Raw genomic sequence first — 18,920 nt, 5'->3', positions numbered from 1 at the left:
GCCCGGGTGCCGCCGCCCGACAACATCGAGAGCAGGTGGCGCGCGCCGCCTGCGGGCCCCACCTGCTGGCGCGGCCGCGAGCTGCCTACTCGGACACCGGGTGGGGAAGTGCCGCCAGGTCGTCCGCCGTCAGCTGCCAGCCGGCCGCGGCGACGTTCGCCGCGATCTGATCGGGCCTGGTCGCCCCGGCGATGACCGAGGCCACGCCATCCTGCGCGGCCAGCCAGGCGATGGCCAGCTCGAGCACCGAGTGTCCGCGCTCGGCCGCGAACGCGGTCAGCGCCTCGACGTAGGCGAAGTTCTCCTCAGTCGCGACTGCGGCGAAGTACGCGTTGGCGGCCAGCCGGGTGCCGGGGGGAAACGGCTCGCCCGCCCGGTACTTGCCGCTCAGCAGGCCCGAAGCGAGCGGGAAGTAGGGCACGATCCCCATGCCCGCCTTCCGGGCGGCCGGGACGATCTCCGGTTCGACCGCCCGCTCGAGCAGGTTCCACTCGATCTGGGCCGCGGTGAACGCGGTGACACCGCGCTCCGCGGCGTATGCGGCCCTGGCCTCGATCTGCCCAGCGTCGACGTTCGAGCAGGCGATGTGCAGCGCCTTGCCCGAACGCACCAGCTCGTCGAAGGTCGCCATCGCCTCCTCCAGCGGAGCCTCCTCGTCGACGTAGTGCTGGTAAAGAACATCGATCCGGTCGGTGCCCAGACGGCGCAGGCTGCCTTCGGCCGCCTCGACAATCCGCCGCCGCAGCGCCCCCGGCTGGTAGACCTCTCCCTTCGGCCGACGGTTGACCTTGGTCGCGATGACCGCCTCGTCCCGGCGGGCGCCGAGGGCCGTGCCCAGGTACTCCTCGGATCTTCCGGCCCCGTACATCTCGGCCGTGTCAAAATGCGTGATCCCGTGCTCCAGTGCGGCGCCGACGACCGCGGCGCTGCCGGCCGCGTCGAGACGCATGCCGAAGTTGTTGCAACCCAGTCCCACGATCGAGACGGCGGATCCGGTGCTGCCGAGCGGGCGATGCTCCATGGCAGGTCCCCTGTTCAGATGGCGGCACGGTTCGGCCCCCTACGGACCGACCGTCCCGGCTGCTACCGGTCCTGCAGGACTGGAACCATCGTCCGTTGTCCTGGGTCGGAGAGTCCACTCAGGCTGAGGTGAGGACCTTGACGCTCGGGTCGATGCCCATCACCTTGGCGAGGTTGGCACCCATGATCTTCCGCCGGCCGTCGGTCGACAGCGTGTCGATCTCGTCGATGAAGGTCACCGGATCGAACAGGGTCATTATTCGAATCCGACATCGGTTTCCACCTGGCGCAGGCTAACGCCTCACCCTCGCACCCGCAACGACAACGCCCTTCCACCCCACCGCCGTAAGGGGAGCCGTCGCCAGGACCGGCTCCAGCCGGCCTGGCGGGCAGGCTGATCGACTGAAATTCGACGTCGGTTTCGATGCTGCGGTACGCTCCCGCCGCTGGCCCGAGGACGCGCTCGAGCCGGTCCGTGACCATCCTGCGTCGTGACCACGCTGCGTTGTGACCACTCCCGCGTCGGCGAGGGGGTCGGTGGGGCGGGAGCGGCCAGCGGGACTGTGGAGGTGGGCGTGACCGAGTTCAGCTTTCCGGTTGAAGCCGGCCAGATCATGCTCTTCGCACGAGCGGTGGGCGACCCGAATCCGGCGTACTCCGATCCGGTCGCCGCAGCGGAGTCCGAGGCCGGCAGCATCATCGCGCCCCCGACGTTCGTCCAGAGCGGTGCGCACTACAACCCCGACTGGACGCTGCGGCCGATGGTCGGGGAACCCTGGTTCGGCTCGGGGAGAACCCCGACCGGGACCGCTCAGCCCGCGCCGCACAGTGGCGGTCTGCATGCGGAGCAGCATTTCGAGTATCACCGCCACATTCGGCCCGGCGATGTGCTGACGGTGACCCTCCGGTCCGGAAAGGCCTGGGAGAAGGTCGGCCGGCGCGGCGGCAGGCTCCGTTTCGAGGAGACGATTTCGGAGTACCGGGACGCCAAGGGTGAACTGATAATCACGAGCCGTAACATTATTGTGCGGCCGGAGCACACGGTCGATGCCGAGGAGAGTGCATGAGCCTGCGCGGCAGGGATCTCGCCGTGGGAGACATCCATGAGCAGGTGCTCACGCGAGATCTGACCCGGACCCAGCTGGTGATGTACGCGGGTGTGTCGGGCGATTTCAATCCGATGCACACCGACGAGGTGTACGCCCGGGAGGTGGCCGGATACCCGGGGGTGTTCGCGCATGGCATGTTGACGATGGGAATGACGGCGCGGGCGCTGACCGACTGGGTGGGCGATGGCCGTCTCGTCCGCTATGGCGTGCGGTTCCGCAGTCAGGTGTGGCCGGGGGACGCGCTGACGGCCCGGTTGACAGTGACGGCGGTCCGGGAGTCAGACGGCCAGGATCTGGTCGATCTCGAGGTGGTGACCGTGAACGGCGACGGTATCGAGGTGATCAGTGGTTATGCGACCGCGCGGGTGGACCAGGACCATGACGGCTAGGAACCGATGGGTATGACCCCGGCACCAGACTCAGACGTGGTGGTCCTGGAGCGATCGGATGAAGTGGCCGTGCTCCGGCTGAACCGCCCCGACCGGCTCAACGCGATCAACGCGACGCTGGCGGACGCGCTGCGCGACACCTGCGCGTCGATCGCCGGCGACCGTGCGGTCCGGGTGGTGGTGCTGACCGGCGCCGGCCGTGGTTTCTGCTCCGGGATCGACCTGCGTGGCTTCGGGCCGGACGTACCTGGCCCGCAGGCGCCGGCGATCGACCGGCTCCGGTTCCAGGAGATGATGGCCGCGCTGCCGGAGGCCCTGCGCGCGCTCCCCCAACCGGTGGTCGCCGCCGTGAACGGGGTGGCGGTCGGCGGCGGGCTCGCGCTTTGCCTGGCCGCCGACATCCGGATCTGCGCCGCCTCCGCCCGTTTCGGCAACGCCGCCATCCGCCTCGGCCTGTCCGGTGCCGAGATGGGGATGAGCTACCACCTGCCGCGCGTCGTCGGGACGAGCGTGGCCGCCGACTGGATGCTCACCGGGCGGCTGGTGGCCGCCGACGAGGCGCTGCGGACCGGGCTGGTGAGCGCCGTCCACCCCGACGGGGAGCTGTTCGCGCGCGCGATGGAGACCGCCACCGTGATTGCTTCGCACTCGCCGTTGGGAGTCGCGATGACGAAACGAGCCCTGCAGCTCAACACCGATGCCCCGAGCCTGGCAGCCGCACTCGAGGTGGAGAACCGCAATCAGGTCATCACGCATGCCACCGTGGAGGCGGCGCGGGCCCGGGCCGCCTGGAGCAGGCGGTGACCGCCGCCGGCCCACTGTCCGGCGTCCGGATCGTCATGATGGGCGGTCTCGGCCCAGGCCCGTTCGCCGGGATGCTGCTGGGAGACCTCGGCGCCGAGGTTGTCCGGATCGACCGTCCCAGCGAGGTCGGCGCGCCCCCACCGGTGGACGTCGTCCTGCGCCGGGGCCAGCGCTCCATCGCCCTCGATGCCAAGAACAGACAGGGCCTGGAGCTCATCCACACGCTCATCGAGCACGCCGACGCCTTTGTCGATGTCTACCGGCCCGGGGTGGCCGAACGCCTGGGCATTGGTCCGCAGGACCTGCGGGCGCGTAACCCGCGGCTCGTGTACGCCCGGATGACCGGTTACGGGCAGGACGGGCCGTACGCCCAGATGGCCGGGCATGACATCAACTACATCGCGTTGAGCGGGGCGCTGCACGCGAGCGGGCCGGCCGAGCGTCCCGTACCACCGCTGAACGTTCTGGGTGACTTCGGCGGAGGCGGCATGCTGCTGGCCGTCGGCCTGCTGGCCGGCATCCTCGAGGCGGCCCGGTCGGGTACCGGGCAGGTGGTCGACGTCGCCATGCTGGACGGTTCGGCCACGCTGATGGCGGTGTTCTACGGAATGCTCGCCCAGGGAACCTGGCGGGACCGGCGCGAGGCGAACCTGACCGACGGCGGCGCCCACTTCTACCGGACCTACGAGACGGCTGACGGCGGGCACTTCGCCGTCGGCGCGCTGGAAAGCCGTTTCTACACCGAGCTGTGTGCCCGGCTCGGCGTCGAGGTGCCGCAGGACTATGACGACCATGAGGCGTGGGACCGGCACGGCAGGGCAATGGCGGCTCGCTTTCGCGAACGCACCCGCGAGGAGTGGGAACGCGATCTGGTCACCCCGGACTCGTGCGCCTCACCGGTACTGAGCCTGGCCGAGGCTCCGAGCCACCCGCACAACGTCGCCCGTGGCACGTTCGTCGACGTCGACGGTGTGCGGCAGCCGGCGCCGTCACCGCGGTTCTCGAAGACACCGCCGGCATCGCCCGGCCGCCCGGCTCTGCCCGGCGATCACACGATCGACGTCCTGACCGGACTTGGCCTTGCTCCGGACACAGTGAAACGGCTGCTCGACGATGGCGTCGCGCGGCAGAGCGATCCGCGGATCTGATCCGGTTCAGGATCAAGGAGAGAGGGCTTTATCATGACATCCGACCAGGCTCCCTTACCCACGCAGGACGACGTTCTCGGCTACTTCGACAGCCTGTCCAACTGGGGCCGATGGGGCGACGACGACCAGCTCGGCACCCTGAACCACATCAATGCCGAGTCCCGCCTGCGGGCCGCCGCAGCGGTGCGCCACGGTATCAGCGTCTCCTGCGCGTGGGAGGTCCAGGTCGGCCCCGGCGTGCTGGAGCGCGCGACGCACGCGGTGCCACGGGTCGCCGAGCTGTCGCAGGACGCGGGCGGGAGACCCACGGAGGCCCACGATCACGGTTGGGGTTTTTCCGCCGAATCGCTCACCTTCACGTTTCATGGCGGGGCCTACACGCACGTGGACTCCCTGAGCCACATCTTCTGGAACGGGACGATGTACAACGGCCGTGGGGCGGACCTCGTCGACCCGCGCGACGGGGCCACCTGGGGAGCGGTGACGGCCGCCGCCGACGGCATGGTCACGCGCGGGATTCTGCTCGATATCCCGGCCGTACGCGGCGTCGACGCCCTCGAGCCGGGCGAACCGGTCGTACCCGCCGACCTCGAGGCGGCCGAGCGGCGCCAGAACGTCCGGGTCCAGCCCGGCGACGCGGTGCTGCTGCGGACCGGCCACGGCCGCCGCCGCCATGCGACCGGCAGCGAGTGGGCGCAGGAGGGTTCGTACCAGCAGGCAGGCTGGCATGCCGCCTGCCTGCCCTGGCTGCGCGAGCGCGACGTCGCCTACATCGGTGCCGACACCGCGCAGGACGTGAACCCCAGCGGCTACGCCGAGATCTTCATGCCGGTACATGCCGTCGGACTGGTCGCGATGGGCCTGTGGCTGGTCGACAACTGTGACCTGGAAGCCTGCGCCTCGACCGCGGCGCGGCTGAAGCAGTGGGACTTCCAGCTGTCGGTGTGCCCGGTCCGTTTCGCCGGCACAAGCGGCAGTCCCGTGAACCCGATCGCGACGTTCTGACCTCCGGGTCACATCCGGTGTGGCAGGTCGCCGGCAGGTCGCCGTACCTGCCCGAGCACTGAGGATATCGCCGTGTCACTGCAGCATCTGCATACCCGGGCCGTGCCCTCGCACCTCGCGGCGCGGTACCGACAGGACGGCTTATGGGCCGACATCCCGCTGGGTGAGATGATCGACCAGGCGCTGCGCGCACACGGCGAGCAGACGTTTCAGGTTCATTCTCTGGAGCGGCCCTGGACAGGCTCGTATGCCGCGCTGCGCAGGCGGGCGCTCGCCCTGGCCGGCGGCCTGAGCGCCCGCGGCGGGGTTCGGACGACGGAGCTACCTCGACGACCTGGCCGAGGTCTGCCAGGACGTTCCCTCGCTGTCCGTGGTCGCGGTCGTCGGCGCGGACAACGGGACCCTCCCGGCGAAGGCCGTCCCGTTCGAGGCGCTGGAGAACATCGGTGCCCCGCTGGTCGAGGCGGCCAGAACCGACCCGGACTCGCCAGCGATCATCGCCTACACGTCCGGCACGACTGCGGCCCCCAAGGGGGTCATCCACACCCACAACACCATCTGCGCGGAAGCGAACCAGCTGGGTGGCATGAACGCGGGCGGAGACCGACCGTCTCTGACCGGCACCCCGGTCGGCCACTTCATGGGCATGCAGGGCGGCCTGCAACTACCGCTGCGCAACGGTCAACCCGTCCCTCTGATCGACGTCTGGAATCCCGCCCGAGTGCTCGCCATCGTCGCGAAGCACGGCCTGACCGCCGGCTCCGGGTCCGCCTACTTCCTTGGCAGCCTGCTCGATCATCCCGACCTGACCGACGACCACATGCGCCATATCCGCCACGTGGGCCTCGGAGGCGCGTCCATACCGGCGGCGTTCACCGAGAAGGCCACGGCGGCGGGCGTGTCGGTGGTTCGCATGTACGGCTCGACCGAGCATCCGTCGATCACCGGCTCCCGCCACGAGGACGACGCGCGGTCCCGCCTTCACACCGACGGCCGCCCGCTCGCCGGGGTGGAGATCAAGCTGCTCGACGACGCCGGCGAGCCGGTTTCGACCGGACAGCCCGGCGAGGTCTGGTCTCGCGGACCAGACCTCAGCGTCGGTTACACCGATCCGGCGCTCACCGCCGCGTTCTTCGACGCCGACGGCTGGTACCGGACAGAGGACGTGGGCGTTCTCGACGCGACGGGCCGCCTCACGATCACCGAGTTGACGACTTCCCCCGCACCTCAACCGGAAAAATCCTAAAAGCGCAACTCAGACGCCAGACCGCAAACAATATTTGATCCAGACGTTTCTGGGCGGTTGTCGTGGTTGCCGTCGGCTCGCGGGCAGGACGTTTGGACCCGACAAGTGGCATGGTGCACGTCCAGGAGCCGGGCAGCGTCGCGCAGGCCGTCTGTGCGGGGCAATGAGCCAGGAGATCGGAATTATATGTTCACATTCAGAAATCGTTTTGGCGTTCTCCGCCACCGAGCGGATTCGAGGCGCCCCCGGTCTGGGTGGAAAAAGCCGCGCAAGAGCGTGGCCGTTGCCGCCTTATCCGCAGGAGTGCTGCTGGCGGTGGCAGCTGGTTGTGGGAGCAGCGGCAGCGATGGCGGCGGGGGGGCCACCTCGGGTGCCACGACCAGCGCCGCGGACAGTGCGGCGCCGCTGGGTCCGGTGGCACGCGCTGCGGGGGCCCCGGTGAAGATCGGTCTGATCTCGGACGGCAAGGCTCCGTCCAGTGACACCTCGATCGAGCTGCGGACGGCGGACGTGACCGTCAAGTTCCTCAACGAGCGTCGTTCCGGTATCGGTGGCCGACCGATCCAGCTGGTCACGTGTGAGACGGCGAACGATCCGAGCAGGGGCGCCGACTGCGCGAACCAGGCGATCGAGCAGAAGGTGTCGGCTGTGGTCGTGGGCGCGTCCGCGGTGGCCCAGACCATCTGGCCCCCGCTGCACGCGGCGAAGATCCCGGTGCTCTTCTTCTCGACGACCATCCCGGAACAGCTGCAGGACACCCAGTCGACCTTCATCCTGGGTGACCCGAACGGTCTTGTGGTCGGCGGGATCCTGCCGTTGGCGGAGAAGGCGAAGACCAGGAACCTGACCGGGATCGTCATCGACGTGCCGCCGGCGCTGGCCCAGTTCGAGGGCGAGAACGCGGCGGTGCTGAAGAAGGCCGGGATCAAACTCAAGCTGATCCCCATCCCGCTGGGTACGGCGGACATGACCCCTCAGTTGCAGGGCCTGTCCGGCAGCGCACCGGGTGTCGTCGAGATCGTTGGCAACGACGCGTTCTGCATCAGCGCGTTCAATGCTCTGCGCACGGCCGGTTTCACCGGCCCGTACTTCGCGATCGGGCCGTGCATCACGGATGCGACCCGTAAGGCGGTTCCGGCGGATGTGTTGGAGCGGGTCACGGTGAACGCGGTGGCGCCGGTGAACAACGACAACCCGTCGACCCGGCTGTACAAGGCGGTCGTGGCGGCCTACGGCAAGAACATCGACACCGACGACGCCATCGGCATGGACATGTTCGCGGAGCTGGGCGCCTTCCAGACAGCGCTGGCGGATATCAGGGGCGCCATCACCCCGGCCACGGTCATCTCGACGCTCAAGTCGATGCCGGAGAAGGAGATTCCGGGGGCCGGTGGCCTGAGGTTCCGCTGCAACGGCAGGGCATACCCGGCCACCCCGGCGGTGTGCACCCGCGGCGGTCTGGCCGCACAGCTGGACGGCAGGGGCCAGCCGTCCTCCTACCACGTCGTCGGCGCCAGCCCGATCCCCTAACGTCGCGTTGTTCTGTTCTCTCCAGATTGTGGAAAGGTGGGGTGGATCAGGAGGCGGCCCGGTACGGGTAGGTCGATCGTCCGGCGACCTACCCGTACGTTTCGTCGACGGACCAACGATCACCCGGTGTGTGTCGGCATGGCCGGGCCGCGTCGATCAGCATCGGGGTGGACCGGCGCACCCACCGGTGGACGGTCACTGGTCGGTAGCCGAGATGGCGGACTTCGCCAACGCGACAGTGCCGACGCAGAACCTCGACCCACGCCTGGTAGCCGGTCGCGTTCAGATGCACGAGGTCCCGGTCACGGAGTCCAGACGCGCAGGGTCTCGGTGGCGTCGGTGGCACCGGGATCGGGTGGGCGGGGCGGCGCCGGAGGTGTTCTGGAGAACCTGGGGGCCGGTGCTGCCTGCTCGACCCCGTCGATGGTCACGATCGTCGACCGGGCGGCCAGGTGTGGATGACTGCCCGCTTCGGCGAACGTCAGGACGGGGGTGACACAGGCGTCGGTACCGTCGAAGACCGCCGCCCACTCGTCGCGGGTCCGACTGGCGAAGGCCCCGGCGAACCGGGCTCTGAGCACGGGCCAGCCCGTCCGGTCGTACTGACCTGGAAGGTTTTCCCCGGCCAGCTCGAGGCCCGCCAGCAGCAGTGCGTAGAACTGCGGTTCGAGGGCCCCCACGGCGACATACCGGCCGTCGGAGCAGGTGTAGGTCGAGTAGAAGGGGGCGGCGCCGTCAAGGGTGTTCGCCTCCCGGTCGTCGGTCCAGAGGCCCATTCCCCGGAAGGCCCACATCAGCTGCGCGAGGACGCTGGCACCGTCGACCATGGCCGCGTCGACCACCTGCCCGACGCCCGAGACCGATCGTTCCCACAACGCCGCGAGCACCCCGCAGACCAGCAGCATCGATCCGCCCCCGAAGTCGCCCACGAGGTTGAGCGGCGGCACCGGGGGCCGGTCCGCCGGGCCGATGGCGTGCAGCAGTCCCGTCAGGGAGAGGTAGTTGATGTCATGCCCCGCGTGGTCAGCGAGCGGCCCGGTCTGACCCCACCCGGTCATACGTCCGTACACCAGGCGTGGGTTACGGGACAGGCAGACCTCCGGCCCCAGCCCCAGCCGCTCGGCGACACCGGGCCGGTAGCCCTCGAGCAGGACGTCCGCACGGTCGAGCAGGTCCAGCACGGTCGTGCGACCGGCTGGATCCTTGAGATCCACACGAATCCAACGCCGGTTACGCAGTGTGTGGTCCGTCGGCTGCCCCGTCCCCGGTCGTTCCACCCGTATGACGTCGGCGCCCAGGTCTGCGAGCACCATGGCGGCGTGCGGCCCCGGCCCGATGCTCGCCAGCTCGACGACCCGCAGCCCGGCGAGCGGCCCCCGGCCGGACCGTGCCGGCCTGCCATCCGGTGAGATGCCTGCGGACATGGTCGCCTGTTGCGGGGTTTCGGTCACGGTCGCCCTTCTCTCGTGCTCTCGTGGTGTTACCCGCGGGATCCGACCGGACTCCGGGCCGAGCTGTCGGCCACCGCGTCCGTCGCCGCGCCGTACAGCGCCGGTGCGACCCAGCGTCGGAGGTACCTGCGTAGGTCATCGCCGGAACGAGGCTGTTCGGATGGGGCCACGACCATGGACTGGATGATGCGGAGCAGGAACTCGACGAACTCGTCGAGCGCCAGGTCGTCGTAGCCGAGCGCGGCCCAGTCGACACGACCACCCAGGAAGATCCTCCGGCATCGCGCGATGACGGTGGGCGTCAGCATCTGCCGGCTGAACAGCTCCGCCCGTCCGCTGCCGAGCAGGAGCGTCAGAAAGACCTCGTTGGGCAGCCCCTCGATGACGTAGGCCACCGACTCGACCACCATGTCGGTCGGGTTGCCGGCTTCCTCGGCGACGGCCCGCACCCGCTCGACCCAGTCGTCGAGCACGAGGTTCGTGACGCCGCCAAAGAGATCTTCGGTGCTGGTGAAGTAGCGGTAGATGGTTCTGCGGGTGATGCCGAGCTCGAGGGCGACGCCGGACAGCGTGGTCCCGGCCGGCCCCTGCTGCTCGATGCACCGGATGGCCGCCTCGAGGATCCGCTGTCGCGCGTCGCCGTCGTCCCTGGGCGGCGAACCACCCCAGCCCCTACGCCCCAACTCGGGTCGACTCTCGCTGATCCACGGTCGAATCCTATCTGAAGATACACATAACAGCATGTGTATCTTCAGGCGGCGGGATCGGCGCAGAACCTCGAGTTCGATCGAGACCGTGTCGGCGGCATTGGGTCCGACCATCACGTCCACGGCCACGGCCACGGCCCGGTGATCGGTGTTGGTCACCTCGACGGTGACAGGCAGTCGACCCGAGGGGTTCGCGTCGCCGAACAGGACTCCGGTGACACCTCCTGCACCACCGAGCCGGACGAGATAAGTACAAAAAAACTCATACCCATTCGAAAAAGCGGCCTTCGCAATGGCCTCGTCCAGCTTGCCGCCCCGGTTGATGATGCCGAACCCCGAGCTGCCGTCCGTGTTCAGCACGGATGGAGACACCGGCGGTGCCCCTGACCGCGGCCTCTCGGGACAGCACCTGACCCCTCGGGACAGCCGGCGCCTCCCCGACACCGACAGCGTCCACCCCGGCGCCAGCGGCGCGCGCGGCGCCGTCTCCGGAGGGCGGGCCACTCCAGCCCCTGCACCGCCGCACCGGTTGACTTTCAGTGATCAACGGACTAAGTCTATCTGAAGATACATGTAGGCCGTTTGTGTGTAATCAGGCGAGGCGGAGGGCGGAGGTTCGACGGCCACGGCGTGTCCGTGCGCCCCTTGAGCAGCTGTTCGGCCAGTGCCTACCGGGCATGGATGCAGTGCCTACCGGGCAGGGACGCAGCCAGCAGTGAGGGGTGCGGGCGTCGCCGTCGACCCTGGTCGAGGCGGCCGCGAACAGCCGTGGAGCCGTGCTCCCCGAGTGCCGGGCAGCGGGTTCGGGCGACGTTTCACGACAACGGGTTCAGGCGACAGTGGCCGACTTGGAGGCTCCATGAGCAGCATCGAAGAGCGCATTGATCTTGTTGATGGTTTCTTCTGGGGACGCAATCCGCACGAGGAACTGGCCTGGCTACGGGCGAACGCGCCGGTGTGGCGCGACCCGCGCACCGGGGTGTGGGGGGTCGCCACCTACGACCTGGTCAAGCACGTCGCCACCCACCCGAACCTGTTCAGCAGCGCCGGCGGGATCCGGCCGGACCACGCGGCCGCGCCGATGATGATCGACATGGACGATCCGGAGCACTGGCAGCGACGCAAGCTGGTGAACAAGGGCTTCACGCCCAGGCGGGTACGGGAGAAGGAAGCGTCGATCCGCAGCATCGTCGACGTGATCCTCGACCGGGTGTGCGAGCGCGGCGAGTGCGACCTGGTCTGGGACATCGCGGCCTGGCTGCCGCTGATCGTCATCGCCAACGAGCTGGGTGTCGACCCGGCCGACCGCGAGCAGCTGCTGCGGTGGAGCGAGGCCATGATGGGAGCGCTCGGGCAGGCCGACGAGGAGGCGATGAAGATCGCCGCCGCGGCGGGCGGCGGGTACTACGCCTACGCCCAGCGGATCATCGACGCCCGGCGGGAGAACCCGACCAGCGACCTGATGAGCATCCTGGTACACGCCGACGTCGACGGCGACCACCTCGACGACGCCGGGATCATCAGCGAGTCCCTGCTGATCCTCAACGGCGGCGACGAGACGACGCGGCACGTCATCTCCGGCGGCATCTACGAGCTGCTGCGCACGCCCGAGAACTGGGCGGCGCTGCGTCACGACCGGGAGCTGATCCCCTCGGCCGTCGAGGAGATGCTGCGCTGGGTCAGCCCGATCAAGAACATGGCCCGGACCGCGACCACCGACGTCGAGCTTGCCGGTCAGCAGATCGCCGCCGGTGACAAGCTGCTGCTGCTCTACCCGTCGGCCAACCGGGACGAGACCGCGTTCGAGGACCCGTTCACGTTCGACATCCGGCGCAGCCCGAACGAACATGTGGCCTTCGGTTTCGGTCCCCATTACTGTCTTGGAACGAGCCTTGCCCGGCTCGAGCTGCACTCCGTGCTCGACCAGCTCCTCGACCGGCTGCCCGATCTCACGCTGGTCGGCACCGAGGAGCCCAGGCACCGGGCCGCGAACTTCGTCAGCGGCTACGAGAGCGTTCCGGTGCGTTTCACCCCCACCCGGCCGATCGGGGCCGAGGAGGTCCGTGCGTGATCAGATCTGACACGGCGCGCGACGCCGTCAGCTGCCGGGAACCCGAGGTCGACCAGATTCCGAGAGGGGACTGCCATGGCGCAGGTGCTCGTCGAGCGTGACGGCGCGGTCATGCAGCTGACGTTGAACCGTCCCAAACGGCTCAACGCCATCACCAGCACGATGCTTGCCACCATCGTCGACGCGTGTGCCGAGGCCGCCGTCGACGACGACATCCGCTGCATCGTGATCACTGGGGCCGAGGGGAACTTCTCCGCGGGCGCCGACCTGCGGGCGATGGCGGGTGATCCCGACGACGAGGGCGCCGCCGACCTCGCCCAGCGGCGGATCACCGACTCGCGGTACGTCGAACGGGGCTTCCTGAAGATCGGCCGGCCGCCGAAGCCGATCATCGCGGCCGTTGAAGGCGTGTGCATCGCCGGCGGAACCGAGATCCTGCTCGGCACCGACATCCGGGTGGCCGGCCGCAGCGCCCGCTTCGGCCTGTCCGAGGCCCGCTGGTCGCTGTATCCGAACATGGGCTCGCCGGTCCGCCTGCCGCGGCAGATCTCCTACACCAGAGCGGCCGAGATCCTGCTGACCGGCCGGCACCTCCACGCCGAGGAGGCCGAACGCATCGGGCTGATCGGGCGCGTCGTCGAGGACGGCGAGGCGCTCACCACGGCACGTGAAATCGCCGACCAGATCAGTGCGAACGGCCCCCTGGCCGTCGAGGCGATTCTGGCGACGATCCGCGAGTCGTCGGGTCTGACCGAGGACGAGGGCTTCGCCAGGGAGCTGGACCGAAGCCGCGCGGTGTTCGCCTCCGAGGATGCCAAAGAGGGCCCGCGGGCGTTCGCCGAGAAGCGCGCACCGAACTTCCAGCGCCGATGATGACGACCATCCCCATCGCCAGGGCCGACGAGCGGCACGGATCCGGAGATCCTCGACTGCGGGAGCGGGATATTCGCCACACCATCATGGAGCGATGCTTATGTCCGTGTTGACCGAGGCGTCGGAGTCGGTTTCCGAGCTCTTTCCGCGGGTTTCCGCACTGGTGCGAGCACGTCGTACGGAATTCGCCGAGTCGACGATGAAGATTCCCATGGGGAACTATCGCGATCCCGAGGTTCTCCAGGCCGAGCTGAAGCACGTCCTCGGCGCCAGCCCGCTCGTGCTCGCCCCGAGCGCCGCCCTACACGGCGAAGGCGCCTACCTCACCCGGCAGCTCCACGACGGTCGGTCGGTCATCGTCTCCCGCGGTGAGGACGGCGTCGCCCGCGTCCTGGTGAACACCTGCCGGCACCGTGGGGCCCGCGTGGCCGAGGGTTCGGGTTGCGCCCGCCGGTTCACCTGCGCCTACCACGGCTGGAGCTACGACTCCACGGGCGCGCTCGTCGGTCAGCCCGGCCGGCCGGGTTTCGATGACGTCCAGGCGAGCGATCTCGGTCTGGCCGAGCTGCCCAGCGAGGAGAGCTTCGGCTTCGTCTGGCTGGTGCCAGCCGGTTCACCGGGAGTCACGGCGCATCTGGGCAGTTTCGCGGAGCCGCTCGCGAGCTACGACTACGCCTCCTTCCAGGCCAACCCGGCCATGGAAGTGGAGCTGTCGGCCAACTGGAAGTGCCTGCTCGAGGCTTTCTTCGAGACCTACCACTTCCCGTTCGTGCACAGCACGTCGATGGTGGGAAAGGGCTCGATCGCCAACATCGTGTCGTACGACGCCTTCGGCGCCCACGCCCGGCTGGGTGTGCCCGGCGTGCAGATGCAGGGTCTTCCGGACGACGCCTCCCCCGCCGACATCCACATGAGCGTCCTCTACTTCGTCTATCCGAATCTGATCATCGCCAACACCGTGCTCGGCTGTGAACTGATCGAGGCTCGGCCGGCCGGCTCGCCGGGCCGTTCCGTGCTGCGGCACACCTTTCTCAGCAAGGTCGATCCGGAACTGGTCGCCGCACACACCAATGAGGAGTACCTCCAGGCGATCAGGGCCGTCATCCGTGATGAGGATGGGCCTGCGATCACCTCCTCGGGCGGCGGTATCAGCGACGCGGCGCATGACTTCGCGTTGCTGGGCCGCAACGAGCCGGGATGCCAGCACATCCACCGGCAGATTCGGTCCGCTCTCGCATAGGTGAGTCGCGTGATCTCGATGGTCCGCGGTCACGGATGGCGCGCACGTGCTCGGCGCCGCGGGTCGAAGCCCGCCGGCCTCGACCCGCGACAGGAAGCACAAAGTTGATCACAGTCGAAGAGGGCAGCGCGCCAGCAGCGATGCTCGACGAGTGAGGAGACAGTGATGAGTGGCCGACTGAAGGGCAGAGTCGCCCTGGTGACAGGGGCCGGGAACGGTGTGGGGAAGGCCTGCGCGCTCGCGCTGGCGGCCGAGGGCGCCTCGGTGGTCGTGAACGACCTGGGGACCAGCGAGTTCGCGCAGGGCGAGAGCGCCTCCGCCGCGGACGCCACAGCGCGGGAGATCCGGTCCGCGGGTGGCCAGGCGGAGCCCAGCTACGACTCGGTCGCGAGCTCGGCCGGGGTGGCGAACGCGGTGAACATCGCCGAGCAGGCGTTCGGTCCGGTCGACATCGTCGTCGGCTGCGCGGGGGCGATCCTGCCCGGTGATCTGCACGCGTCGGACGAGTCGTACCACAGGTTCATCGACCTGTTCCTCTCCCAGAAGTTCTGGCTGGCGCGGGCGACCGTCCCGGGCATGGCCGAGCGCGGCTGGGGGCGTTTCATCGCCGCCACGTCCGAGGGGGCGCGGGGCACCGTCGGCAACCCGATCTTCGCGGCGGCGATGGGCGGTGTGGTCTCCCTGGTCAAGGGAATCGCGAACGACTATCGGGGCGCGGGTGTCACCGCCAACTGCCTGGCACCCGGCGCGACCACGCGGCTGTCCCAGGTGATGGTTCCCCATCTGGAGCAGGCCTACCAGGAGGGAAAGATCACCCGCGAGGTGTTCGAGGGTGCCAAGGCAGGCCCGGGTCCGGTGACGCATGTGCCGCCGATCGTGACGTGGCTGTGCACCGACGCCGCCGCGGACGTCACCGGCCGGGTGTTCAACGCCCGGGGTGGCAAGGTGAGCGTGTGGTCGGACTACGAGGAGGTTCGGGCGATCTACCGCGGCGACGCGCAGACGTCCCCGCCGTGGTCCCTGGAGGAGCTCGACCAGTTCGTTCCCGCCCATCTGCTCAGCTGAGGTCACCTCGGACACCGCGGGCTGCGGTCAGCCCGCGGTGTCCGAACGCATGGTCCGCACCACCAGGTGCGCTGATGCCGTCGCCACGGGAGGATGCCGCGAAATGACAGACCTGTACCGTCCCATGTTCCTGCCCGATCTCCTGATCCGCGCGTTGGAAAGAAACGGCCACCGACCCGCGGTGCACATCGATGGCGAGATGCTGTCCGCCCACCAGATGCGTGATGAGATCAGCCGCTTCGTGCAGGCCTTCCGCTCCCGGGGCATGGTGCGGGGCGTCGGTGTGGCGACCCTGTCGAAGAACCGCGTCGAGGTGCTGTTCTCGATGGGCGCGGTGATGGTGTCCGGGTGCCGTAACACCGCGTTGCACCCGCTCGGCTCGCTGGAGGACCACGCCTACGTTCTCGAGGACGCTGGTATCAAGGCGCTGTTGTTCGATCCGTCCTTTGCGGAGCACGTCCGCAAGCTCGGCGAACGCCTGCCCGACCTGTTGCTGCTCTCCTACGGCGAGGCACCGGTCGGCGAGGACCTGCTGGGCCTCGCGGCGGCGTTCGAGCCGGAGCCGCTGGTGGCCCCGGACGTGGACGCCGAGGACATCTCGGCGCTGGCCTACACCGGTGGCACCACCGGGCGGCCCAAGGGTGTGATGGCCACCTATCGCAGCAGCGCGGCGATGGCGCAGATCATGATGACGGAGTGGCAGTGGCCCGACGAGGTCCGCCACCTCGTGTGCACCCCGCTGAGCCATGCCGGTTCGTCGATCTTCGTGCCGTTGCAGCTACAGGGCGCGGCGATGTTCGTGCTGCCGACGTTCGAGGCGGGTGCGGTGCTCGAGGCGATCGAGCGCCATCGCATCACGACCGCGATGTTCGTCCCCTCGATGATCTACGCCCTGCTCGATCATCCGCGGTTCGCCGAGACGGACCTGTCAAGCCTGGAGTCGATCTACTACGGGGGGTCGGCGATGTCGCCGTCCCGCCTGCGGGAGGCGATCGAGAAGTTCGGCTCGATCTTCGTCCAGTTCTTCGGGCAGACGGAGTGCCCGATGACCGTCTCCGTCCTGCGCAAGGAGGAGCATCTCGTCGACGACCTGGCGAGGCTTGCGTCCTGTGGCCGGCCCGTCCCCTGGGCGCGGATCGCACTGCTCGACGACGACGGCAACGAGGTGGACAGGGGCGAGCCCGGCGAGCTGTGCGTGCGTGGTCCGCTGGTGATGCGGGGCTACTGGAACAAGCCGGACGAGACGGCGCAGGCGTTCGAGGGCGACTGGCTGCACACCGGAGACGTGTGCCGACAGGACGAGCAGGGATTCCTGACGATCGTCGACCGCAAGAAGGACATGATCATCTCGGGTGGGTTCAACCTGTTCCCGCGCGAGATCGAGGATGTCATCTCCCGGCATCCCGCGGTCGCCGCGGTGGCCGTCGTCGGCGTCCCGGACGACAAGTGGGGCGAGGCGGTAAAGGCCGTCGTGGTGCCCCGGCCTGGGCAGACGGTGGACATCGCGGAGCTCATCGCGCTGGTGAAGCAGCACAAGGGTTCGCACCATGCGCCCAAGTCGATCGACCTCGTCGACGCGATCCCGGTCAGCCCGTTGGGCAAGCCGGACAAGAAGGCGCTGCGCGCACAGTACTGGGCCGGTGCCGACCGGCTTGTCCACTAGGGACGACCACAGCTGAGGCCAACCGCGTCCCGCCGGCGCCCGCGCGCTCGGCGAAGGAGGAAGTATGACCATCACGAAGGACACCCTGTACATCGGCGGCGAATGGGTGCATCCGCACAGTTCCCGCACGATCAGTGTCATCTCCCCGCACACCGAGGAACTGGTCGCGACGGTGCCGGAGGCCGACAGCGGTGACGTCGACCGCGCCGTCGCCGCCGCCCGCCGGGCCTTCGACGAGGGCCCGTGGCCCCACACGTCGCCCAAGGACCGCGCCGAGGTGATCCGCGCCATCAGCGCGGCCATCAAGGCGCGGGCGCAGGAGATCGCCGACACGACGACCGCCGAGATGGGGGCGCCGCGCAGCTTCGCCCTGGCGGGCAACACCTACGCGTCCGCGCTCGTGCTGGACGGGTTCGCCACCCTGACCGACGACTTCGCGTTCGAGGAGGAACGACCGGGCTTCGGCGGACGGAGCTGCCAGGTCGTGAAGCAGCCGGTCGGGGTGGCCGCCGCGATCGCGCCGTGGAACGTGCCGCTGTTCATCATCGCGATGAAGCTCGGTGCCGCGCTGGCCGCCGGCGCCACCCTGATCATCAAGTCGGCGCCCGAGGCGCCGCTCACCGGCTATCTGCTGGCCGAGATCCTCGACTCGGTCGGGCTGCCCCCCGGCGTCGTCAGCGTGATCGCCGCCGACCGGGAGGCGAGCGAGGCGCTGGTCCGCCACCCCGGAATCGACAAGGTGTCGTTCACCGGCAGCACCGCCGTGGGCCGCCGGATCGGGGCGATCTGCGGCGAGCAGCTCAAGCGGTGCACGCTCGAACTCGGCGGCAAGTCGGCGTCGATCCTGCTCGACGACGCCGACCTGGCCACGGCCATCCCCGGCCTGCTGCCGGCGGTGTTCATGAACAGCGGCCAGGCCTGCGTCGCGCAGACCCGGGTGCTCGTGCCGCGCCACCGCCACGACGAGGTGGTGGCGGCGCTCGACGCGGCGATCGGTGCACTCAAGGTCGGCGATCCCGCGGACCCGGAGACGTTCGTCGGGCCGCTCGTGGCCGAACGCCAGCGCACCCGGGTCGAGGGGCTCATCGAGGCCGGTGTCGGCGAGGGCGCCCAGCTGGTCCGCGGCGGTGGCCGACCCGCCGACCTCGACCGGGGCTGGTATGTCGAGCCGACCCTGTTCGCCGGCGTCGACAACCAGATGCGCATCGCCCGCGAGGAGGTCTTCGGCCCGGTGCTGGCCGTGCTTCCCTACGACGGCGAGGACGAGGCCGTCCGCATCGCCAACGACTCGGACTACGGGCTTTCCGGCTCGGTCTGGACCGGCGATGTGGAGCACGGCATCGCTCTGGGCAAGCGCATCCGGACCGGATCCTTCGCGGTCAACTCCGGGGCGGTGCTCGACCTGCTGAACCCCTTCGGTGGTTTCAAGCAGTCGGGGCTCGGCCGCGAGCTCGGCCGTGAGGGCCTGGAGGCGTACCTCGAGACCCAGACCATCATTCCGCCGGTGGGCTGAACAAACCCGGTGTCCGAACAATCCCGGTGGGCCGAGCGAACCCGGTGGGCCGAGCGAACGATGTGGGCCGAGCGAACGATGTGGAG

17 protein-coding genes and 1 pseudogene are annotated in these 18,920 nt (G+C 69.1%); 13 read left to right on the top strand and 5 right to left on the bottom strand.

From position 1 onward, the window contains the following. Positions 1-85 precede the first annotated feature (85 nt). Positions 86-1,021 (bottom strand): aldo/keto reductase, encoded by a 936-nt coding sequence (locus MXD61_RS19080; RefSeq protein ID WP_248814840.1) that lies wholly within the window; start codon positions 1,019-1,021, stop codon positions 86-88. A gap of 118 nt (positions 1,022-1,139) precedes the next feature. Continuing rightward, the gene (locus MXD61_RS19075) at positions 1,140-1,277 is read right to left on the bottom strand and encodes a hypothetical protein (RefSeq protein WP_248814839.1); all 138 of its coding nucleotides are present in this window, start codon (positions 1,275-1,277) and stop codon (positions 1,140-1,142) included. 234 nt (positions 1,278-1,511) lie between these two features. On the opposite strand from MXD61_RS19075, the gene MXD61_RS19070 reads away from it, so the two are divergent. From MXD61_RS19070 to MXD61_RS19040, 7 genes are all read left to right on the top strand, one after another. Then, positions 1,512-2,087 (top strand): MaoC family dehydratase N-terminal domain-containing protein, encoded by a 576-nt coding sequence (locus MXD61_RS19070; RefSeq protein ID WP_248814838.1) that lies wholly within the window; start codon positions 1,512-1,514, stop codon positions 2,085-2,087. Further along, positions 2,084-2,518, top strand: coding sequence for a MaoC/PaaZ C-terminal domain-containing protein (locus MXD61_RS19065; protein WP_248814837.1), 435 nt, complete (start codon positions 2,084-2,086; stop codon positions 2,516-2,518). The genes MXD61_RS19070 and MXD61_RS19065 overlap by 4 nt, the downstream gene beginning before the upstream one ends. Positions 2,519-2,530: 12 nt before the next feature. Further along, positions 2,531-3,322 carry an enoyl-CoA hydratase-related protein gene (locus tag MXD61_RS19060; protein WP_251080222.1) on the top strand — a complete coding sequence of 264 codons (792 nt, stop codon included), beginning with the start codon at positions 2,531-2,533 and terminating at the stop codon, positions 3,320-3,322. Then, positions 3,319-4,470 (top strand): CaiB/BaiF CoA-transferase family protein, encoded by a 1,152-nt coding sequence (locus MXD61_RS19055; RefSeq protein ID WP_308222788.1) that lies wholly within the window; start codon positions 3,319-3,321, stop codon positions 4,468-4,470. The genes MXD61_RS19060 and MXD61_RS19055 overlap by 4 nt, the downstream gene beginning before the upstream one ends. A gap of 33 nt (positions 4,471-4,503) precedes the next feature. Further along, a complete protein-coding gene (locus MXD61_RS19050; RefSeq protein ID WP_248814835.1) occupies positions 4,504-5,475 on the top strand; it encodes a cyclase family protein in 972 nt (323 codons plus the stop codon). Positions 5,476-5,845: 370 nt separating this feature from the next. Continuing rightward, positions 5,846-6,721, top strand: a complete 876-nt coding sequence (locus tag MXD61_RS19045) for an AMP-binding protein (protein WP_248814834.1) — start codon at positions 5,846-5,848, stop codon at positions 6,719-6,721. A gap of 438 nt (positions 6,722-7,159) precedes the next feature. Beyond that, positions 7,160-8,251: an ABC transporter substrate-binding protein gene (locus MXD61_RS19040; protein WP_248814833.1), complete on the top strand. Its 1,092-nt coding sequence runs from the start codon at positions 7,160-7,162 to the stop codon at positions 8,249-8,251. Between the two features lie 91 nt (positions 8,252-8,342). Here MXD61_RS19040 and MXD61_RS19035 read toward each other — a convergent pair. The 3 genes and pseudogenes from MXD61_RS19035 to MXD61_RS19025 all read right to left on the bottom strand — a co-directional run. Continuing rightward, a pseudogene (locus MXD61_RS19035) lies at positions 8,343-8,456 on the bottom strand (IS6 family transposase); the annotation flags it as partial. 97 nt (positions 8,457-8,553) lie between these two features. Further along, positions 8,554-9,675, bottom strand: coding sequence for a CaiB/BaiF CoA-transferase family protein (locus tag MXD61_RS19030; protein WP_248814906.1), 1,122 nt, complete (start codon positions 9,673-9,675; stop codon positions 8,554-8,556). Between the two features lie 56 nt (positions 9,676-9,731). Continuing rightward, positions 9,732-10,781, bottom strand: coding sequence for a TetR/AcrR family transcriptional regulator (locus tag MXD61_RS19025; RefSeq protein WP_248814832.1), 1,050 nt, complete (start codon positions 10,779-10,781; stop codon positions 9,732-9,734). 487 nt (positions 10,782-11,268) lie between these two features. Here MXD61_RS19025 and MXD61_RS19020 point away from each other — a divergent pair, with 487 nt between their 5' ends. The 6 genes from MXD61_RS19020 to MXD61_RS18995 all read left to right on the top strand — a co-directional run bounded on the left by MXD61_RS19020 (position 11,269) and on the right by MXD61_RS18995 (position 18,834). Then, positions 11,269-12,480, top strand: a complete 1,212-nt coding sequence (locus tag MXD61_RS19020) for a cytochrome P450 (protein ID WP_248814831.1) — start codon at positions 11,269-11,271, stop codon at positions 12,478-12,480. Positions 12,481-12,555: 75 nt separating this feature from the next. Next, entirely contained in the window at positions 12,556-13,353 is a 798-nt protein-coding gene (locus MXD61_RS19015; protein WP_248814830.1) for a crotonase/enoyl-CoA hydratase family protein, read from the top strand. A 211-nt stretch (positions 13,354-13,564) separates the two neighbouring features. Next, positions 13,565-14,593, top strand: coding sequence for an SRPBCC family protein (locus MXD61_RS19010; RefSeq protein ID WP_248814829.1), 1,029 nt, complete (start codon positions 13,565-13,567; stop codon positions 14,591-14,593). A gap of 165 nt (positions 14,594-14,758) precedes the next feature. Continuing rightward, positions 14,759-15,658 (top strand): SDR family NAD(P)-dependent oxidoreductase, encoded by a 900-nt coding sequence (locus MXD61_RS19005; protein WP_248814828.1) that lies wholly within the window; start codon positions 14,759-14,761, stop codon positions 15,656-15,658. A gap of 103 nt (positions 15,659-15,761) precedes the next feature. Then, a complete protein-coding gene (locus MXD61_RS19000) occupies positions 15,762-17,321 on the top strand; it encodes an AMP-binding protein (protein ID WP_248814827.1) in 1,560 nt (519 codons plus the stop codon). Positions 17,322-17,385: 64 nt separating this feature from the next. Continuing rightward, the gene (locus tag MXD61_RS18995; RefSeq protein ID WP_248814826.1) at positions 17,386-18,834 is read left to right on the top strand and encodes an aldehyde dehydrogenase; all 1,449 of its coding nucleotides are present in this window, start codon (positions 17,386-17,388) and stop codon (positions 18,832-18,834) included. The last annotated feature ends 86 nt before the right edge of the window (positions 18,835-18,920 follow it).

Origin of the sequence: Frankia sp. AgPm24, assembly GCF_023243055.1 — a bacterium.
GTDB lineage: Bacteria > Actinomycetota > Actinomycetes > Frankiales > Frankiaceae > Frankia > Frankia umida.
Note: the sequence above shows the minus strand (reverse complement) of the source record. Positions and strands in the feature narration are given on the sequence as shown.

Excerpts from the sequence above, each read along its gene's own strand:
- MXD61_RS19005 (WP_248814828.1), top strand. The coding sequence starts at position 14,759 with ATGAGTGGCCGACTGAAGGGCAGAGTCGCCCTGGTGACAGGGGCCGGG.
- MXD61_RS19075 (WP_248814839.1), bottom strand. The coding sequence starts at position 1,277 with ATGACCCTGTTCGATCCGGTGACCTTCATCGACGAGATCGACACGCTG.
- MXD61_RS19020 (WP_248814831.1), top strand. The coding sequence starts at position 11,269 with ATGAGCAGCATCGAAGAGCGCATTGATCTTGTTGATGGTTTCTTCTGG.
- MXD61_RS19000 (WP_248814827.1), top strand. The coding sequence starts at position 15,762 with ATGACAGACCTGTACCGTCCCATGTTCCTGCCCGATCTCCTGATCCGC.
- MXD61_RS19030 (WP_248814906.1), bottom strand. The coding sequence starts at position 9,675 with ATGTCCGCAGGCATCTCACCGGATGGCAGGCCGGCACGGTCCGGCCGG.
- MXD61_RS19060 (WP_251080222.1), top strand. The coding sequence starts at position 2,531 with ATGACCCCGGCACCAGACTCAGACGTGGTGGTCCTGGAGCGATCGGAT.
- MXD61_RS19015 (WP_248814830.1), top strand. The coding sequence starts at position 12,556 with ATGGCGCAGGTGCTCGTCGAGCGTGACGGCGCGGTCATGCAGCTGACG.
- MXD61_RS19010 (WP_248814829.1), top strand. The coding sequence starts at position 13,565 with ATGGGGAACTATCGCGATCCCGAGGTTCTCCAGGCCGAGCTGAAGCAC.
- MXD61_RS19080 (WP_248814840.1), bottom strand. The coding sequence starts at position 1,021 with ATGGAGCATCGCCCGCTCGGCAGCACCGGATCCGCCGTCTCGATCGTG.
- MXD61_RS18995 (WP_248814826.1), top strand. The coding sequence starts at position 17,386 with ATGACCATCACGAAGGACACCCTGTACATCGGCGGCGAATGGGTGCAT.
- MXD61_RS19065 (WP_248814837.1), top strand. The coding sequence starts at position 2,084 with ATGAGCCTGCGCGGCAGGGATCTCGCCGTGGGAGACATCCATGAGCAG.
- MXD61_RS19050 (WP_248814835.1), top strand. The coding sequence starts at position 4,504 with ATGACATCCGACCAGGCTCCCTTACCCACGCAGGACGACGTTCTCGGC.